General features: G+C 37.2%; 14 protein-coding genes. 2 read left to right on the forward strand and 12 right to left on the reverse strand.

What is annotated here, in order from left to right; translation table 11 throughout:
- Positions 1–35 precede the first annotated feature (35 nt).
- Positions 36–1,412 carry an NADP-specific glutamate dehydrogenase gene (gene gdhA / locus CWS01_RS10405; protein WP_101177133.1) on the forward strand — a complete coding sequence of 459 codons (1,377 nt, stop codon included), beginning with the start codon at positions 36–38 and terminating at the stop codon, positions 1,410–1,412.
- 245 nt (positions 1,413–1,657) lie between these two features.
- Here gdhA and mmsB read toward each other — a convergent pair whose 3' ends face one another.
- From mmsB to CWS01_RS10460, 11 genes are all read right to left on the reverse strand, one after another.
- The gene (mmsB, locus tag CWS01_RS10410) at positions 1,658–2,773 is read right to left on the reverse strand and encodes a multiple monosaccharide ABC transporter permease (RefSeq protein ID WP_101177159.1); all 1,116 of its coding nucleotides are present in this window, start codon (positions 2,771–2,773) and stop codon (positions 1,658–1,660) included.
- Between the two features lie 102 nt (positions 2,774–2,875).
- A complete protein-coding gene (gene mmsA / locus CWS01_RS10415; RefSeq protein WP_101177134.1) occupies positions 2,876–4,384 on the reverse strand; it encodes a multiple monosaccharide ABC transporter ATP-binding protein in 1,509 nt (502 codons plus the stop codon).
- 81 nt (positions 4,385–4,465) lie between these two features.
- Entirely contained in the window at positions 4,466–5,545 is a 1,080-nt protein-coding gene (chvE, locus tag CWS01_RS10420) for a multiple monosaccharide ABC transporter substrate-binding protein (protein ID WP_101177135.1), read from the reverse strand.
- A 288-nt stretch (positions 5,546–5,833) separates the two neighbouring features.
- Positions 5,834–6,232: a DUF4240 domain-containing protein gene (locus CWS01_RS10425; protein ID WP_101177136.1), complete on the reverse strand. Its 399-nt coding sequence runs from the start codon at positions 6,230–6,232 to the stop codon at positions 5,834–5,836.
- Positions 6,233–6,662: 430 nt separating this feature from the next.
- The gene (locus CWS01_RS10430; protein ID WP_101177137.1) at positions 6,663–7,199 is read right to left on the reverse strand and encodes a YdhK family protein; all 537 of its coding nucleotides are present in this window, start codon (positions 7,197–7,199) and stop codon (positions 6,663–6,665) included.
- A 130-nt stretch (positions 7,200–7,329) separates the two neighbouring features.
- Positions 7,330–7,917 carry an aldose epimerase family protein gene (locus CWS01_RS10435; protein WP_101177138.1) on the reverse strand — a complete coding sequence of 196 codons (588 nt, stop codon included), beginning with the start codon at positions 7,915–7,917 and terminating at the stop codon, positions 7,330–7,332.
- Positions 7,918–8,089: 172 nt separating this feature from the next.
- The gene (locus CWS01_RS10440) at positions 8,090–9,151 is read right to left on the reverse strand and encodes an aldose epimerase family protein (RefSeq protein ID WP_101177139.1); all 1,062 of its coding nucleotides are present in this window, start codon (positions 9,149–9,151) and stop codon (positions 8,090–8,092) included.
- Between the two features lie 164 nt (positions 9,152–9,315).
- Positions 9,316–11,358, reverse strand: a complete 2,043-nt coding sequence (locus tag CWS01_RS10445) for a beta-galactosidase (protein WP_101177140.1) — start codon at positions 11,356–11,358, stop codon at positions 9,316–9,318.
- A gap of 18 nt (positions 11,359–11,376) precedes the next feature.
- On the reverse strand, positions 11,377–12,237 hold the full coding sequence (locus CWS01_RS10450; RefSeq protein WP_101177141.1) for a sugar ABC transporter permease: 861 nt from the start codon (positions 12,235–12,237) through the stop codon (positions 11,377–11,379).
- Positions 12,237–13,526 carry a carbohydrate ABC transporter permease gene (locus CWS01_RS10455; protein ID WP_101177142.1) on the reverse strand — a complete coding sequence of 430 codons (1,290 nt, stop codon included), beginning with the start codon at positions 13,524–13,526 and terminating at the stop codon, positions 12,237–12,239. The genes CWS01_RS10450 and CWS01_RS10455 overlap by 1 nt, the downstream gene beginning before the upstream one ends.
- Before the next feature lie 70 nt (positions 13,527–13,596).
- A complete protein-coding gene (locus CWS01_RS10460; RefSeq protein WP_101177143.1) occupies positions 13,597–14,865 on the reverse strand; it encodes an extracellular solute-binding protein in 1,269 nt (422 codons plus the stop codon).
- A gap of 259 nt (positions 14,866–15,124) precedes the next feature.
- Between CWS01_RS10460 and CWS01_RS10465 the strand changes: the two genes are divergently transcribed.
- Positions 15,125–16,117: a LacI family DNA-binding transcriptional regulator gene (locus tag CWS01_RS10465; protein WP_101177144.1), complete on the forward strand. Its 993-nt coding sequence runs from the start codon at positions 15,125–15,127 to the stop codon at positions 16,115–16,117.
- 76 nt (positions 16,118–16,193) lie between these two features.
- Here CWS01_RS10465 and CWS01_RS10470 read toward each other — a convergent pair whose 3' ends face one another.
- A complete protein-coding gene (locus CWS01_RS10470) occupies positions 16,194–16,802 on the reverse strand; it encodes a LysE/ArgO family amino acid transporter (RefSeq protein WP_101177145.1) in 609 nt (202 codons plus the stop codon).
- Positions 16,803–16,844: the final 42 nt, after the last annotated feature.

The raw sequence follows: 16,844 nt of genomic DNA on the forward strand, positions 1-16,844 counted from the left end.
ACAGTAAAATAAATACGGATGGAGATTGATGATACATGAAAACATTAAATAAGCAGCTGCCAAAAACACAGTATGTCCATGAATATGTGAATCAAGTGTTTGAAACTGTAAAAAAGCGAAACCCAAATGAAGTGGAATTCCAGCAGGCGGTTAAAGAAGTTTTTTACTCCTTAGTGCCTGTTCTCGAGAACAATCCTCAGTACATTAAACAAGCTATTTTAGAAAGAATCGTGGAGCCAGATCGAATCATTTCCTTTAAAGTGTCATGGGTCGATGATCATGGCAATGTGAAAGTAAACCGTGGATTCCGTGTTCAGTTCAGCAACCATATCGGTCCATATAAAGGCGGCTTGCGTTTCCATCCATCTGTTAATGCAAGTATTATTAAATTTTTAGGATTTGAACAAATTTTCAAAAACTCTTTAACTGGCCAGCCAATCGGCGGAGGAAAAGGTGGTTCTGACTTTGATCCTAAAGGCAAATCAGATGCTGAAATTATGCGCTTTTGCCAAGCTTTTATGACAGAACTTAGCAAATATATCGGTCCAGATGTGGATGTTCCTGCAGGAGATATCGGCGTTGGAGCAAGAGAAATTGGTTATATGTTTGGTCAATATAAAAAACTGCGCGGTGCATACGAAGCTGGCGTCCTGACAGGAAAAGGGATTGGCTATGGAGGAAGTCTTGGCCGCAAAGAAGCAACAGGATATGGCACGGTCTACTTTGTGGAAGAAATGCTCAAAGACGCAGGCGCAAGCTTTAATGGCAGCACTGTTGTTGTATCTGGTTCTGGAAATGTATCCATTTATGCGATGGAAAAAGCTATGCAGCTTGGGGCAAAGGTTGTAGCATGCAGCGACTCCAACGGCTATATTTATGATAAAGATGGCATCAATCTTGCGACAGTTAAACGTTTAAAAGAAGTCGAGCATAAACGAATCAGCGAATATGTAAACGAATATCCTGATGCTATTTATATGGAAGGATATACTGGAATTTGGTCCATTCCTTGTGATATCGCCTTGCCATGTGCGACGCAAAATGAAATTGATGAAAATTCTGCCGCTCTGTTAGTTTCAAATGGCGTGAAAGCAGTTGGGGAAGGCGCTAATATGCCATCTACACTAGAAGCAATCGATATCTTTTTAGACAATAACGTGTTGTTTGCACCAGCGAAAGCAGCAAATGCAGGGGGCGTTGCTGTATCAGCATTAGAAATGGCGCAAAACAGTGCAAGACAGTATTGGACATTAGAAGAAGTGGACGGCAAACTCCACGATATTATGAAAAATATTTACACAAAAAGCAAACAAGCAGCACAAGAGTACGGTGCAGCAGGCAATCTAGTTATTGGCGCAAACATCGCAGGATTTGTTAAAGTTGCCGATGCCATGATTGAGCAAGGAATTTGATTTTTGACTGTCTAATATCGTCGTTTTTTTTCGAATAATCGATAAATCGGGAAAAGTGAAAATAAATTATGCAAAAAAGTAGATAAAACGGCAAAACTGATTAAAAATGGTACAAAAAAGAAGAAAAATTACCTAACTGATTATCAAATGTACCAATAGCAAATATATGCCACAACTTATTTATTAAATGAAGAAAAAAGAATGATTCTCTCACACATTCCTGAGAGAATCGTTCTTTTTTCCATTCACAACACTTTATTTTTATTATAAATATCAAACGCGACGGCAAAAAGGAGCACGAGACCTTTGATTGCTTGCTGCCAGTCAATGCCAAGGCCGATGATGCTCATGCCATTGTTCATCACGCCCATAACGAGTCCGCCGACAATGGCGCCGCCGACTGTACCGATGCCGCCATAAGCACTAGCCCCCCCAATAAAACAAGCAGCAATGGCATCGAGTTCAAAAAGATTGCCGGCTTTTGGAGTGGCAGCATTTAACCTTGCCGCAAAGATCAATCCGGAAAGAGCAGAAAGAACCCCCATATTGACAAATACCCAAAAGGTTACTTTTTTCGTTTTGATTCCTGACAGACTTGCCGCTTTCTCATTGCCCCCAATCGCATATACATGGCGGCCGAGGATGGTTTTTTTCATCACAAAACTGTACAGCAAAATCAGCGCAAATAATATAATTAAGATCGTTGGAATTCCTTCATAGGTCGCGAGGATATACATAAAAACATTCAGCAGAATAACCATTGCGATAAGCTTAACGGCAAATAAACCTTTCGAAGACACGGCGAACTGATAACGAAGCTGAGTTTTGCGCAGGCGCATTTCGCTGATGATATAAATAATCGAAAATAAAATGCCAATTGCAATTGTCATTAGATGAAGTGTGCTCCCCCCAAACAGATCGGGGATAAAGCCGGAGCTCATATCTTGAAAGCTTTTCGGATAGGGTGCAACAGATTGTCCTTTTAAGACAAGCATCGTTAACCCTCGAAACAAAAGCATGCCAGCGAGTGTCACGATAAAAGCGGGAATTTTCACATAAGCAATCCAGAAGCCTTGCCATGCCCCAATTAATCCCCCAAGCAGCAATGACAATAAAATAGCAAAAGGTACGCTCATCCCATGATTAATGATCAGAATTCCTGATATTGCTCCAACAAACGCAGCAACAGAACCGACCGACAAATCAATATGACCCGTAATAATTACAAGCACCATGCCAATCGCAAGAATTAGAATATAACTATTTTGCAAAATTAAGTTGGTGATATTTAAAGGCCTAAGCAGAATTCCTTCTGTTAAAAACTGAAACAGCAGCATAATCAAGACTAACGATGTAAACATGCCATATTGACGAAGATTATGTGTAAGCAAATATAAAATTTGTGCGACTTTACCTTTTGGTTGTTCTTGCAGTGGCAAACCTGGTTTCACCTTCTTCTCCCCCTAATCTCTAGTCATATATTTCATTAGATTTTCTTGCGTTGCCTCGTTCTTGGAAAGTTCGCCAGTGATTTTGCCTTCGCTCATCACATATACTCTATCGCACATGCCTAACAGCTCAGGCAATTCTGATGAAATAAACAAGATTCCTTTTCCTTCCGCAGCTAAAGTATGAATAATCGTATAAATTTCGTATTTGGCGCCAACATCAATGCCTCTTGTTGGCTCATCAAGCATAAGAATATCTGGATCTGTTAATATCCATTTGCTGAGCACAACCTTTTGCTGATTGCCGCCGCTTAAATTGCCTGTTTTCTGCAAGATGCTTGGACTTTTTATATTCATTTTGCTCCGGAAGTTCTCCGCTTCTGCCACTTCCTTCTGCTCATTAATGACAAACCTTTTCGATAATTTTTTTAAGTTGGATAAGGAGATATTTGTTTTAACATCTTCTATTAATATCAATCCGTCATTTTTGCGGTCTTCTGTTACATAAGCGAGCCCTTTGAAAATAGCATCGGCCACGTTTTTTATGGCTAGTTCTTTGCCGTTTTTGTACAGTGCCCCTGTAATTTTTGTTCCAAAGGACCTGCCGAAAATGCTGCGCGCAAGCTCTGTTCTTCCAGAGCCCATTAATCCAGCAATGCCGACAATTTCTCCTTTTTTCACTTGAAGATTAATAGATTTTAAGATTTCTCGTTCCCCTTGGAAAACATGCCAATCCCTTACTTCCAATATCGTGTCTCCAATTGTTGGCACACGGGTAGGATAACGATTCGTCAAATCTCTCCCTACCATTCCTTTAATGATTCGATCTTCTGAGATTCCGCCTTTCACCTCTAATGTTTCGATTGTTTTGCCGTCACGGATAATCGTAATATGATCGGCGACTTTGGCAATCTCATTGAGCTTGTGGGAAATCATAATGCTTGTCATCCCCTGCTTTTTAAACTCAAGAAGCAGATTTAAGAGATTGCTAGAATCCTCTTCATTAAGTGCTGCCGTTGGTTCGTCCAGTATCAACAGCTTCACCTTTTTTGCTAGTGCTTTAGCAATTTCCACCAGCTGCTGTTTGCCGACTCCAATAGAGGAAATCCGTGTATTTGGATCTTCTTCTAACCCCACCAGCTTTAGAAGCTCTCGCGTTTTCAGCACGGTTTCATTCCAGTTGATGACCCCATGCTTTTTAATTTCATTGCCTAAAAAAATATTTTCTGCAATCGACAAGTCAGGAATTAATGCTAATTCTTGATGGATAATCACTATTCCTTTCGATTCGCTGTCTCGGATATCTTTAAACTTGCATTCCTCTTCATTAAAATAAATAGCTCCATTATAAGTACCATGTCCATACACACCACTTAACACTTTCATTAATGTCGATTTTCCTGCACCATTTTCCCCACATAATGCATGGATTTCTCCCTCTTGTACGGATAAATTAACATCATCCAATGCTTTAACACCGGGAAACTCTTTTGTAATATGTTTCATTTCCAATATCGCTGCCATTGTCACCGCCCCTTAAAAATAGAGAAGGGCCTCTGTTTGACAGCTTCATACGAAACCACTTACCAAACAGAAGCTATTTCTTTATTTACTTAACTCTGATTCACTATAATAGCCGCTATCAATGACAATTTCTTGGTAATTGGTTTTATCGACAGAAACCGGCTCTAAAAGATAAGCAGGCACCACTTTTACACCATTGTCATATGTTTTTGTATCATTTACTTCCGCTTCTTCCCCTTGAAGAACAGCTTGTGTCATTTCCACTGCTTTTTTGGCCAGCTCTCTCGTATCTTTAAACACTGTTTGGGTCTGCTCATCGTTCATTATCGATTTCACACTCGCAAGTTCTGCATCTTGCCCTGTTACCACTGGCAGAGGCTTGTCAGTTGTCCCATAGCCTACACCTTTTAGGGAAGACAAAATGCCAATGCTGATGCCATCATATGGAGAAAGAACCGCATCAACGCGATCTTTTGTATAATGTGCGCTTAATAAGTTATCCATGCGCGCTTGTGCAGTGGCTCCGTCCCAACGCAATGTAGCGCCTTGCTTAAACTCTGTCTGTCCGCTTTTTACTATTAATTTGCCAGAATCCATATAAGGCTCTAATACACTGATTGCCCCGTCAAAAAAGAAATAGGCATTGTTATCATCAGGTGAACCGCCAAACAGTTCCATATTAAATGGCCCTTTTCCGTCCTTTAATCCTAATTTATCGACAATATAGCTTCCTTGCAGCACACCCACTTGGAAGTTATCAAATGTAGCATAATAGTCGACATATTCGCTTTTTTTGATTAAGCGGTCATAGGCAATAACTTTAATATCTTGTTTATGGGCTTTGTCTAACACATTTGTCAGCGCCTCCCCGTCAATGGCGGCAATTACGAGTACATCCACACCTTTTGTAATCATATTTTCAATTTGAGACACTTGGTTTTCCACCACATCTTCTGCATATTGAAGATCCACTTTATAGTCTTGCTTTTCAAATTCCTGTTTCATATATTTGCCGTCACTGATCCACCGCTCCGAAGATTTTGTCGGCATGCTGATGCCTACATATCCTTCCTCTTTGCCCCCACTTCCACCACCGCTTGAACAAGCAGCCATGGAAAAAACTAATACAAGTACAAATAGTAATGCGAAAAACTTTTTCATCCTTTCCCCCAACCCTTCTTGTTTAGTTAGCTAAAGTATACGCTTACATTTTTTAAAAAATAAGTTTGTCATGGTGGCAAGCCCCATTATTAACTGTATGTACATCTATTTTTGATTATGCTGAAAATTTGTACGTACAAAATTGATTTTTAGGAATGGAGATGGATTTAGAAGAGTGTTTCGTTTTCTAGTAGATTTGTATGCATTTTGCTTATGAACTTAGTAGAGAGAGGAAGGGGAGGTATTCCTAGAGGATTATTTTTTATAATAGGGGGTAAGAGCTTTCCCTCACTTGATATCGCCTGTTTTCTTGAGGGTGCAGGCGTCAAATCCTGCTGTCAGCAACTCTTCGTTTTGGGGATAGCCTTCTTCACCGAGGTTTTCTTCTGTAATATAGGCTGCTAAGTATTCTGGACTTTCTAGCACTTTATGAAAAGTTTCTTCTCCCTGGATGATGAGCCATCCGCAAAAATAGTCAAAAGTATCGTCAGAACAGCCGTCCATCAATAAATAAGCTGCAGCCCATAAGCGAGATTGGTAGCTTTCCTGTTGGAATGTTTGAAAATAATACTCAAGATCGACAATCTCGGCTACTTCTTTTTGTGCTAATGTTTCAGTCAGCCACTCTATTGGCTCTTCCTGCTTATTTGATTGTTCTATTAGCTGCCAAAATTGTTGTTTATTCATTTATTTTTCCTCCTCGTATGAGTTTGCGGTGAAATTATTGCTGCCTCTATTTTATTTTCCACATTGCTGAAGATTATCCTATAAAAAGCCCCTATTTCCTTTTTGAATGGAGATAGGGGCTGCTTTTTATTAACTTTTCATTTTTTATTATCGACTTTTTAGATTTTTTATCAACTTTTGCTCTTTTTTTATCAACTCACTATGTGAAGCTCTCTTTTTTATTAACTTCTGCTCTCTTTTTATCAACTTTTGCTCTTTTTTTATCGAATTTCCGATTTTTTTATCGACTCACTATGGGGAGCTCTCTTTTTTATTAACTTCTGCTCTTTTTTTATCAACTCACTATGTGAAGCTCCCTTTTTTTATCGGCTAGGGGTCCAACTCTTATAAATAAAGGCAGCTCGTCTACTTGCAGAGCTGCCTTTTCTCTTTATTTTGCTTTTATTTCTTCTTCTGTTACCCACTTGTGATTGGTGACTTTTTTCCCGCCGTTTGTTGGAGTGTAATCCACCATATAGACAGTCGTTTTTTCGGATGATTCTATTTCAGCAGTTGCGCCTTTCATGCCTTCCATATGATCTGCAAGTAAGGTTACTTTTGTTCCAGGGGCCAATGTTTTATGGCCGGCATCTTCCATTTCTTCTTGGATGACCCATTTATGATTATCGACTCTTTTTCCGCCATTTGTTGGAGTATAACTTACAACATACGCGGTTGTATCGAAAGAACTTAAAACTGTTGCTTCTGCTCCCTTCATGCCTTCCATATGATCCGCTTCAATGATGATGCTGCTTCCATCCATATATGTTGGACTTTTTGCTGGTTCAAGGTTGTCCGGCAGTTCAGCAGAGTTTGTATGTGTATGCTCATTTTCACTGCTTGTTTCCGTCTCTTTTTTGTTATCTGTACATGCTATTATGGAAAAAACAAACAGAATAGCAATAAAAGCGACAGCTATTTTTTTCATTTTTGTTCCTCCTTTGCTGTTAATTAGTTTTATCACAAGAGGAGGAAGTTTAAACATTACCATCGTTTTTTATAAAAAATATACAATAGCTGCTCTTTCGCTAGAAGATAATTTTTTGCCTATCTATCCATCAATGGAGTTCTTGCTGCCCATTAAATGGGGATAACATTTTAATTTCGGAATAATATTTTTCTTCTATTTTCGAATGATTGATGGCATCGGGCAGTCTTTTTATTTCTAAACATAAAATCAACTCATTTTGATTTGTCAGCTTGTATATCACTTCCATACTTAAATTTTCTGGGTATCCTTCTTCTCCATCCATACTCAAATAAGAAAATCTAAGTACTGCCTCCTTTTGATTTTTGATTATTTTCGCTCCCCATATTACCTTATCGAAATCTTTCAAACTTCTAAGAAGATGATTGCTGTTGTTTTTTTCTGAAAACCTGTCATTTTTTTCATCGATAGTAAACTTGGCATTATTAGTATGTCTTTCAGCCGATCTCAAAACAGGAGAAGGCTCCGTATAATCTGCAATAGAATCGAACTCTGCAGCCACCTTTTCGATTCTCCCTTTATGGTCTGGCACCAATACCTTTGTAATAATGCAACCATAATCAAGACAAGTTACTTCCATACCGTTGTCATTCATTAGTGTATAAGAAGTAATGGCCTGGCCTCTCAGCACCACAAAATGTTCTTGCAAAATTCTCATAACAACCACTCCTATCCATTTGAGGTCTAAGACTCTACTAATACTTCTTCCCCTTCTTTTTAAATTACTAACGTCTGCTTGGTTTTATCGACTATATATAAAAGATAAGCTGCTGATTATAGCAAAAAAATTAAATAGATTAGCAGAAAAAATCTACTAATCCTCTTGAATTCTAGTATTTCATTACTTTAAATCTATACATTGTCTGCGAAGAAAATGGTTTCTCCGGTCTTAAAACGATGTCTCCAAAATCTTCGAAATGGCTGGCACCTGGCAAGGCTTGTGTTTCTAAGGTAACACCACTGTATTTTTTAACTGGATAACCATCGATATCAAAATTTCCTTTTAACTTATTGCCTGAGTAAACGACAACTGAATCCGCATCTGTATACATATAGACAGTGCGCCCGCTTTTCTCATCTGAAAGAATCGCATCTGGCATATTTTCTGTATGAGAAAGTAAAAATGGATGGTCATATCCTTTTGTTAGCTGGATTTGTTCGTCATCGTCTTCTACTGCTCGGCGAATCGGCGTTGGAGTTGTTAAATCAAAAATAGTACCCGCAGACGGTAAAATTCCGCCTATAGGTAAAGAGTCCTCCTGAAGGGGAATATAGGCATTGCTATTGATAAAAAGATGATGATCCAAAATGGTATTCCTTACAGAGCCCGTTAAATTAAAGTAAACATGATTGGTTGGATTATAAAGCGTTGGTTTATCTGTTTCTGCATAGTAATCAATCACCCACTCATTATTATTTGTAAGGGTGTAAGTGGTAGTAGCCTTAAGCGTTCCTGGATAACCATTTTCCCCATCTGGACTAATAGAACGAAAAATAAGCGAAGCACTGCTTTTGCCAACACTCGTTTCTACATCCCAGATCTTCTTGCTGAAATTATCTTTTCCCCCATGAAGCTGATTATTTCCTTCATTTTTATCTAAATAAAATGTTTCCCCATCTATTTCAAATTGAACATCTGCTATCCGTCCAGCTACTCGCCCGACATGTGCTCCAAAATATGGCGAGTAGTTTAAGTAGTCCTCTAGATTTCGAAAACCTAAACTAATATTCTCCGCTTTCCCCTCTGCATCTTTCATTTCAATAGAAGTAACAATCGCCCCATAGTTTAAGGCTCTAATAATCATGCCGTTATCATTTTCAAGAACATATTCCCATACTTCTTTATTTCCAAGCTGTCCAAAAACCGTATGTGTGATCTGCACCTTCTGCATCGTCCTTTCGTTATGTTGCTAGTTAATCCATTTTCCTTCTCTAATTGAAATCGATTTATATGTTACAATAATCTAATTTTTTTATGAGATTGCTTATAAAAAACTGTCCAGAAAGTCAAACTCTACCTTTCTGGACAGCAATTCATAGAAATATGCTTCTCTATTTACTTTTTCATTTTTAATACAAAAACTTCGTAAGGCTTCATAAATGCTTCTCCCGCTAATACTCTCTCGGACAATAAATCAATATATTCATTAACAGCTTTTATCTTTTGGACTCGCTCCGTAAAATTCATCACAAAATAGTATTTATCATCTTCTGATTCTCTAATTTGAATGGACACACCCTCTTCATGAAGAATACCCATGTTTTCTCCTACGGAAAGCTGTTTTATTAATTCATCGTAGAAATCATCTAAAAAGGCCTGTTCTGTTCTTGCCCCAATATAATAGGCCGTTCCTTTTCCTAATTGATTTTTGACAACTGCCGGCTGTCCTTTATAAAAATCCATTTCATAATTCGCAAGTGCTTGTGCCTGTTTATTCTCAAAAATGCTACAATAATCTCTCACTTCATACACTTTGTCTTTAAAAACAATTGCATTCCGATCTTTCGGATAAAGGGTATCTGTCTCTTTGACATCAATCCCAAAGATAGCTTGAAGATCCTTTGGCCATCCTGACAAATAAGTTAAATCGGTTTCATTTACAAGCCCGCTTATATACGAACTCACCAAAGTACCGCCAGCTTCTACATACTCACGAAGCTTTTTCATCATTTCTTCCGGCATCATATAAAGCATAGGAGCAATCACTAAACTATATTGGCTTAGATCTTGTTCAGGTGTAACAATATCAACTGATATATCCTTTTTCCAAAAACTTTTATAATGCTTTTGCAATGTTTGCGGATATTGTTTGGTTTGATTAGAAAAGCCTTGAGCATCATTTAGTGCCCAATTATTCTCCCAATCATATAGAATTGCTACTTTTGCATGTTTCATAGAATTCTTTACTTCGGCAATTTTTTCTAAAGCATCTCCTACATTTGCTACATCCTTAAATACACGATTATGTTCACTATTATCATGATCAACTACAGCTCCATGAAATTTCTCCGAAGATCCTCTTGATTTTCGCCATTGAAAATAGAGAACACTGTCCGATCCATGGGCAATAAATTGCATAGAAGACAGCAAATGCATCCCCGGACGTTTCGCCTTATTCACATCATGCCAGTTTACTCCACTTGGCGTACATTCCATAATAAGAAAAGGCTGTTTCTTTAATGATCGGTATAAATCATTAATAAATCCTACTTTTACAGCCAAGTCTTGGGTTTCTTCCCAATCATTATGCCAGGCAGGATAACAATCCCAGCTCACTATATCAACATGTTTAGCAAATTCACTATAATTTAAGCTTTGAAACGGAATAAGATCATGTGTATCTGCCATGAAGTTGGTTGTTATCGGAATATCAGGCGTCATTTCTCGCAATGGCACAATCTCTTGTTGGTAAAAATCGATTGTTTGGGCAGTAACAAAGCGCTTCCAATCCAAATTCAAACCATGCACTGCGTTTTCACCAATGGAAGACGGGGACTCTATTTGAGACCAATCACTGTATGTATGACTCCAAAAAGGTCCCCACCAAGCTTTATTCACATTCTCAAGATTTGCATATTTCGTTTGCAGCCAGCTTCTAAAATTCTCCTGGCATAATTCACAGTGGCAATCTCCTCCATATTCATTTGATATATGCCACATCAAAAGTGCAGGATGATTTCCATATCGTTCTGCTAATTTCCGATTAATAATCCCCACTTTTTCTCGATAAATAGGCGCTGAAAAACAATGATTATGCCTGCCCCCATGATGCATTTTCATTCTATTTTCTGTTGTTCTTAATACTTCCGGATATTTATTAGACAGCCACGCTGGTCTTGCCCCGCTTGGAGTAGCCAAAATTACTTTTCCGCCAATCTCCTGAATATTAGAAAAAACTTCATCCAGCCATTCAAATTGGAATTCCCCTTCTTTCGGTTCCAAAGCACTCCATGCAAATATTCCTAAAGTAAAAGTATTGGTTTTCGATAACTTCATTAACCTTACATCATCTTTTAGGATTTCTGGATAATCCAGCCATTGATCAGGATTATAATCCCCTCCGTGAAGCAATCTCGTTTCCTTTATTTTGTTTATCATTACTATCCCTCCATATCATTATCCTTTTGTTCCGCCCGCAGTTAATCCCGATACAAAATGTTTCTGAAGCGCTAAAAATACTAGTGCTACTGGAATGCTGATTAAAATGGCTCCTGCAGCAAATGTGGTATAGCTGGCGCCCATTTTATCGCTTACTAATTTATACAAACCAATTGGCAGCGTATAATATTCTGGATTTCTCAGAATAACAGATGAAATAGCGAAATCTCCTAATGGAGCAGTAAATCCATTCATGGCAACTACCGCTAGCATCGGCCTCGATAACGGCATAATTATTCTCAAGAAAATCCTCGTATTGCTGGCGCCATCTATTTTTGCACTTTCATCTAAATCTAAAGGAATGGAGTCCATATATCCTTTCATCAAATACGTATTCATCGGAATTTGTCCACCTACGTATATCAATATCAACAGCCAATGGCTATTTATTAAGCCAAGCATCTGCGCCAATACAAAAATGGCGATTAATGCGGAAAACTGTGGAATCATTTGCAGCAGCAAAAATAGCATTAAACCATTTTTCCGACCTTTAAACCGGAACCGAGAAAAGGCATAGGCTGTAAAAGAAACAGAAATCAGGGAAAATATCATGGTAAGAATACTAATTTTTACAGAGTTGAAATACCATTTTTGATAGTATAAGGTTCCCTCATTAGCAAAAAGCCTTGTATAATGATCTACCGTTGGATTTTTCGGAAAAATACTGGTGCTTATTAAGCTATTGCCTGGGTTAAAACTTGCACCAATTGTCCAAATTAACGGATAAATGATGGCCACACAAACAAAAATCAATAAAAGGTAGGAAAACGTCATGCGGACTGTCCTTTGTTTTTTGATGCTAGAATGTTTTATCCCCATTACGCTACCTCCTTAAATGACTTTGTTCTTCTAAATTGCCATAGTGCTATCCCAATAACAAATATGGATAATAAAATAGTAAGTGCAGCTGCTAAGGCATATTGACTGGATTGCATGGTCAGCTTATAGATCCATGAAACCAAAATATCGGTGCCTCCTGCAGTTGAACTCGGCAGTGCCGGCCCGCCCGAATTAAATAGATAAATAATATTAAAGTTATTAAAATTGAAAGTATATTGTGTGATAATAATCGGCGCCATCGAATATAGCACCAAAGGCAAAGTTATATTCTTAAACTTTTGAACAGCTGTTGCTCCATCAATCGTAGCAGCCTCATACAAATCTTCAGAAATTGATTGCAAAATCCCTGTTGTAACAATAAAGATATAAGGAAATCCCAACCAGCCTTGTATTAGCAATAATGCTAATCGAGTCCAATTCGGACTAGTCATCCACGGAATTCCATCTATACCAAAAAAGGCTAAGATAGAGTTATTGATTGCTCCAAAACTATCATTAAACATGCCCGCAAACACTAGAATCGTAACAAATCCTGGTACTGCCCATGGCAAAACTAATATTGTTCGAAATAACTTTTTATAACGAAGTTCTTTTTGATGTACAACAACCGCCAAAAATATGCCAATTGCTACTTGAAGAGTAGAAGCAACTAATGTCCAAATCAGTGTCCAGCCAAGCACATCAAAAAAAGTGGAGCGCCAAATATCTACAGTAAAAATCTTTTTAAATGTTTCTAGCCCCACCCAATCTACCAGATTAGCAGGTGCAGAATGGTATAAATCATAATTTGTAAAAGCTAGCGCAAAACAGAATAAAATAGGAAAAATAACAGAAAAAACCAATAAAACAAACGCGGGGCTAGTAATTAAATAAGGATATCCTTCATGAAGAAGTGTTTGATATTGTTCTTTAATAGAATCTAATTCAAATCCCATATCTCTTTTTCTTCCATTACTATATGCATCACGCAAATTCAAATAATAGAAAAGCAGTCCAAATGACAATACAATGACAGCAATCAAACCCTCTGCCAGCAAAAATATCGAATTATCGCGAGGAACTTCTTCACCAAGTGTAACAATTCCCCATAATCCCATATTAAATAAATCTTTAAACACTACAATAAATGCTAAAAAGAAAAGAAAAAAGAGTGATCCTTTTAGTTTCTGCTTATTATAAAGTTGCCCAAATCCCGGAATGATAGATAACAATAATGCTTTTTTAGCATGTTGGTATTGTTTTTTTATTTCAGGGGAATAATTAATCATATTTTCACCTCATTATGGAAAAGGGACATTTTTTTGACTGACCAAATGTAAAAACGTCCCTTTTTTTCTTTTACTTGCCGCTATTCGCTTCGATTGTCCCTTTAATTGTATCGACCGCTGTAGAAAGTGCTTGTTTAGGTTTTGATTTTCCGCTGGCAATTGTTTGCAATGCAGAGTCGATCGGTTTCCAAACAGCATCCATTTCTGTAATGCCAGGCGTTAATTCAGAGTACTGTGACTGATCAGCAACAGCCTTTGCACTTTCACTTTCCGTAATGGCAGCATCCTCAGCTAATGATTTGACTGCAGGCACTTCTTTCGTCTTTTCATATCTCGTTTTAGAATTTTCTTCATTGGTTAAATATTCAACTAATTTTTCAGCTAATTCTCCGTTTTTGCTATAGGTGCTTACATTATAGCTTTTCACTCCAATAAATGATCCCATATGTTCGCCGTTTGCCAATAGCGGCAGCTCTGTTACGCCATAATCAATTCCCGCTTCTTTATAAGGCTCTAAATTCCATGGACCAGAAATAACAGCTGCTGCTTTTCCTTCTGTAAATAAAGAATCTAATACATTAATTCCTTGTTCTCCAATAATTCCTGATGGAAATAATTCATCTTTATAGAATTTAGAAATATATTCTGCTCCCTCAATCGCGCCCTTATTATTTAATCCAATATCTGACGGATTATATTTCCCTCCACTGTCTTTTCCAAATACATAACCACCATATCCGCTTAATACACCTTGCGCATAATATATTTGATCCCAGAGTGCCAATAACCCATATTTTCCATCTTTTGTATTTTCTTTTGAATAGTTATACCATTCTTCTGTTGTTTTTGGTAAATCTTCTTTGCTGATTAACGCTTTGTTATAATATAAAACCGTCGTTTCTATTGCTTTTGGCAGTCCATATACCTTTTTGTCCACTATCTGTGACTCCATTGCAGATTCTGTATACATTTGTTGAAGGCTGTCATCAACACTTAATTCCTTTAATACTCCTTCCGTTACAGCTGTTCCTATTTGATCACCAGGAATGGTTATTACATCTGCACCCGTTCCTGCCGGACCATCTAATCGCAAATCTTCCAGTTGATCTGCATACGCTTTTTCTTCCACTTTAATTTTCACATTATTTTCTTCTTCGAATTTTTTAACTGCGTCTTCGATACCCTTTGATTTACTTTGGTCTTCCCAAACTAGCAAATCATACTCGGAATTACTTTTATTATTGGAAACGCTATTAGAACTATCATTTGAAGGACCACATCCTACCAAAGTTAAAGCCAAAGAACTACTTAATAGTAATGTTGAAATTTTCTTTTTCATCACTTATCCACCCTTTGCTTATTCAATTAAACTGAAAACGTTTTCTAGATTAAGAATACTACACGAGTGTTTTTTTGTAAATATATTTAGTAATATTTTTTATCGAAAAAGTATAAAACAACACTATATTTATTTATCTTTTTCTTTAAATACTACTCATCATTATTTCTTATCAAGGGAAAATAATTTAGTAAAAAACATTACTAAATTATTTTAATATGGTATATAATAAACAAAGGATTTATTTGAGGGGGATTTTATGGCTACGATTAAAGAAATCGCAGAAAAATCAGGTTTTTCTGCATCAACAGTTTCCAGATTATTAAATAATGACCATACACTTTCTGTTACTGCCGAAACAAAAAAGAAAATCTTCGATACAGCGGTGGAACTTGGATATGACAGAAAAAATATTCTTCCTCTTATTGAAAAAGTTGCTCTTCTTTACTGGATTACAGATAGAGAAGAATTAGAAGACGTTTATTTTAAACAGATGCGACTAGAGTTAGAAAAAAATGCCCGTGAAAATAATATCGAATTGCTTTTATATAAACACGATGATGGCATTAAAAGCATCCCTAACAATATTTCAGGATTTATTGCAATTGGCGGATTTTCGACTAAAGAAATTCAAGCATTAAATAAAAAAACAAATTATGGTGTATTTATTGACTCAAATCCAGCTCCAGATCTATTTGACGCTGTTTTGCCAGACATTGCAAGGATTACCAAAAAGGCAATTGACTATTTTCAGAAGGAAGGACACAAAAAGATTGGTTTTATTGGTGGGACGTATCATAATCCAGATACAGGTCAAGATGATATGGATATTCGGGAAAAGACATTCCGCTCTTATTTGCAAGAATTAAATATATTTGAGGAAAAATATGTATTTGGAGAAAAACACTTTTCTGTTCAAGATGGCTATAGCATTGCACAAAAAGCTATCAATAGCTTAAAAGAAGATTTGCCGACTGCTTTTTTTATTGCATCAGATCCGATAGCAGTTGGCAGCTTGCAGGCATTTAATGAATTTAATATAGCTGTTCCAAATAGAGTGAGCGTTATTAGTGTTAACAATATTAGTGTTACAAAATATGTTTCTCCTCCATTAAGCACTTTTCATATTGATATTCCTGAACTTTGCAAAACCGCTATTAAACTTTTGCTTGAACAAATAGTTGAAAATAGAAAAATGCAGAAAACCGTTTTGCTTAACTCAGAGTTAATCTTACGCAAAAGTACTAAATAAGCTATCCCCGCTAGATATCTAGCGGGTTGTTTTTATACCATATAGAAAAAATGCAATAAACTGCAAAATTCCCCTCCTAAAATACTGATAACACCATCATCAACGCCATTCCCCACATGATTACAGCAGAAATTTTATTTAATAGAACAAGCATATTTCCCTGTTTATCTACTTTTCCGATTATTTTTCCGAGAATGGCAAGAGCAATAAACCAAATCCACGATACTATCACGCACAGAATCGTAAAAACGGTTTTCTCCGTCCCGCTATAAAGCAAAGAGTTTGTACCGATAACACCAATTGTGTCCATAATGGCATGGGGATTAAGCAAAGAGACAGACATGGCAAAGATTATCTGCTTTCTTGCTGTGAATGTTTTCTGGGGCTCCTCTCCTTGACTCGGTTTGCTTTTCCACATCACATAGCCCATATAAATTAAAAAGCAAACGCCTCCGACAAGAAGAATTGTTTTTAAAATCGTTACTTTCAATAAAATTACAGACACGCCAAGCACAGCAAGACAAATTAAAATGGTGTCGCAAAGTGAAGCGGTTATTACGGCAGGCATAGCCTTTTTAAACTTTTGCTGTACTGCTCCTTGGTTAAAAATAAATAAGTTCTGCACACCTAATGGCAGAATTAAGCCTAATGCTAAAATAAATCCATGGATTCCTGCTTGTATCAATCTACTTTCCTCCTGTTCTAAAAAACAGTCTATAAAAATGGC

The organism is Niallia nealsonii (genome assembly GCF_002835805.1).
Classification (GTDB): Bacteria; Bacillota; Bacilli; order Bacillales; family Cytobacillaceae; genus Niallia; species Niallia nealsonii.

Coding starts and splice junctions, on each gene's coding strand:
- gdhA (WP_101177133.1), top strand. CDS start 36: ATGAAAACATTAAATAAGCAGCTGCCAAAAACACAGTATGTCCATGAA.
- mmsB (WP_101177159.1), bottom strand. CDS start 2,773: ATGTTTACATCGTTAGTCTTGATTATGCTGCTGTTTCAGTTTTTAACA.
- mmsA (WP_101177134.1), bottom strand. CDS start 4,384: ATGGCAGCGATATTGGAAATGAAACATATTACAAAAGAGTTTCCCGGT.
- chvE (WP_101177135.1), bottom strand. CDS start 5,545: ATGAAAAAGTTTTTCGCATTACTATTTGTACTTGTATTAGTTTTTTCC.
- CWS01_RS10425 (WP_101177136.1), bottom strand. CDS start 6,232: ATGAATAAACAACAATTTTGGCAGCTAATAGAACAATCAAATAAGCAG.
- CWS01_RS10430 (WP_101177137.1), bottom strand. CDS start 7,199: ATGAAAAAAATAGCTGTCGCTTTTATTGCTATTCTGTTTGTTTTTTCC.
- CWS01_RS10435 (WP_101177138.1), bottom strand. CDS start 7,917: ATGAGAATTTTGCAAGAACATTTTGTGGTGCTGAGAGGCCAGGCCATT.
- CWS01_RS10440 (WP_101177139.1), bottom strand. CDS start 9,151: ATGCAGAAGGTGCAGATCACACATACGGTTTTTGGACAGCTTGGAAAT.
- CWS01_RS10445 (WP_101177140.1), bottom strand. CDS start 11,358: ATGATAAACAAAATAAAGGAAACGAGATTGCTTCACGGAGGGGATTAT.
- CWS01_RS10450 (WP_101177141.1), bottom strand. CDS start 12,237: ATGGGGATAAAACATTCTAGCATCAAAAAACAAAGGACAGTCCGCATG.
- CWS01_RS10455 (WP_101177142.1), bottom strand. CDS start 13,526: ATGATTAATTATTCCCCTGAAATAAAAAAACAATACCAACATGCTAAA.
- CWS01_RS10460 (WP_101177143.1), bottom strand. CDS start 14,865: ATGAAAAAGAAAATTTCAACATTACTATTAAGTAGTTCTTTGGCTTTA.
- CWS01_RS10465 (WP_101177144.1), top strand. CDS start 15,125: ATGGCTACGATTAAAGAAATCGCAGAAAAATCAGGTTTTTCTGCATCA.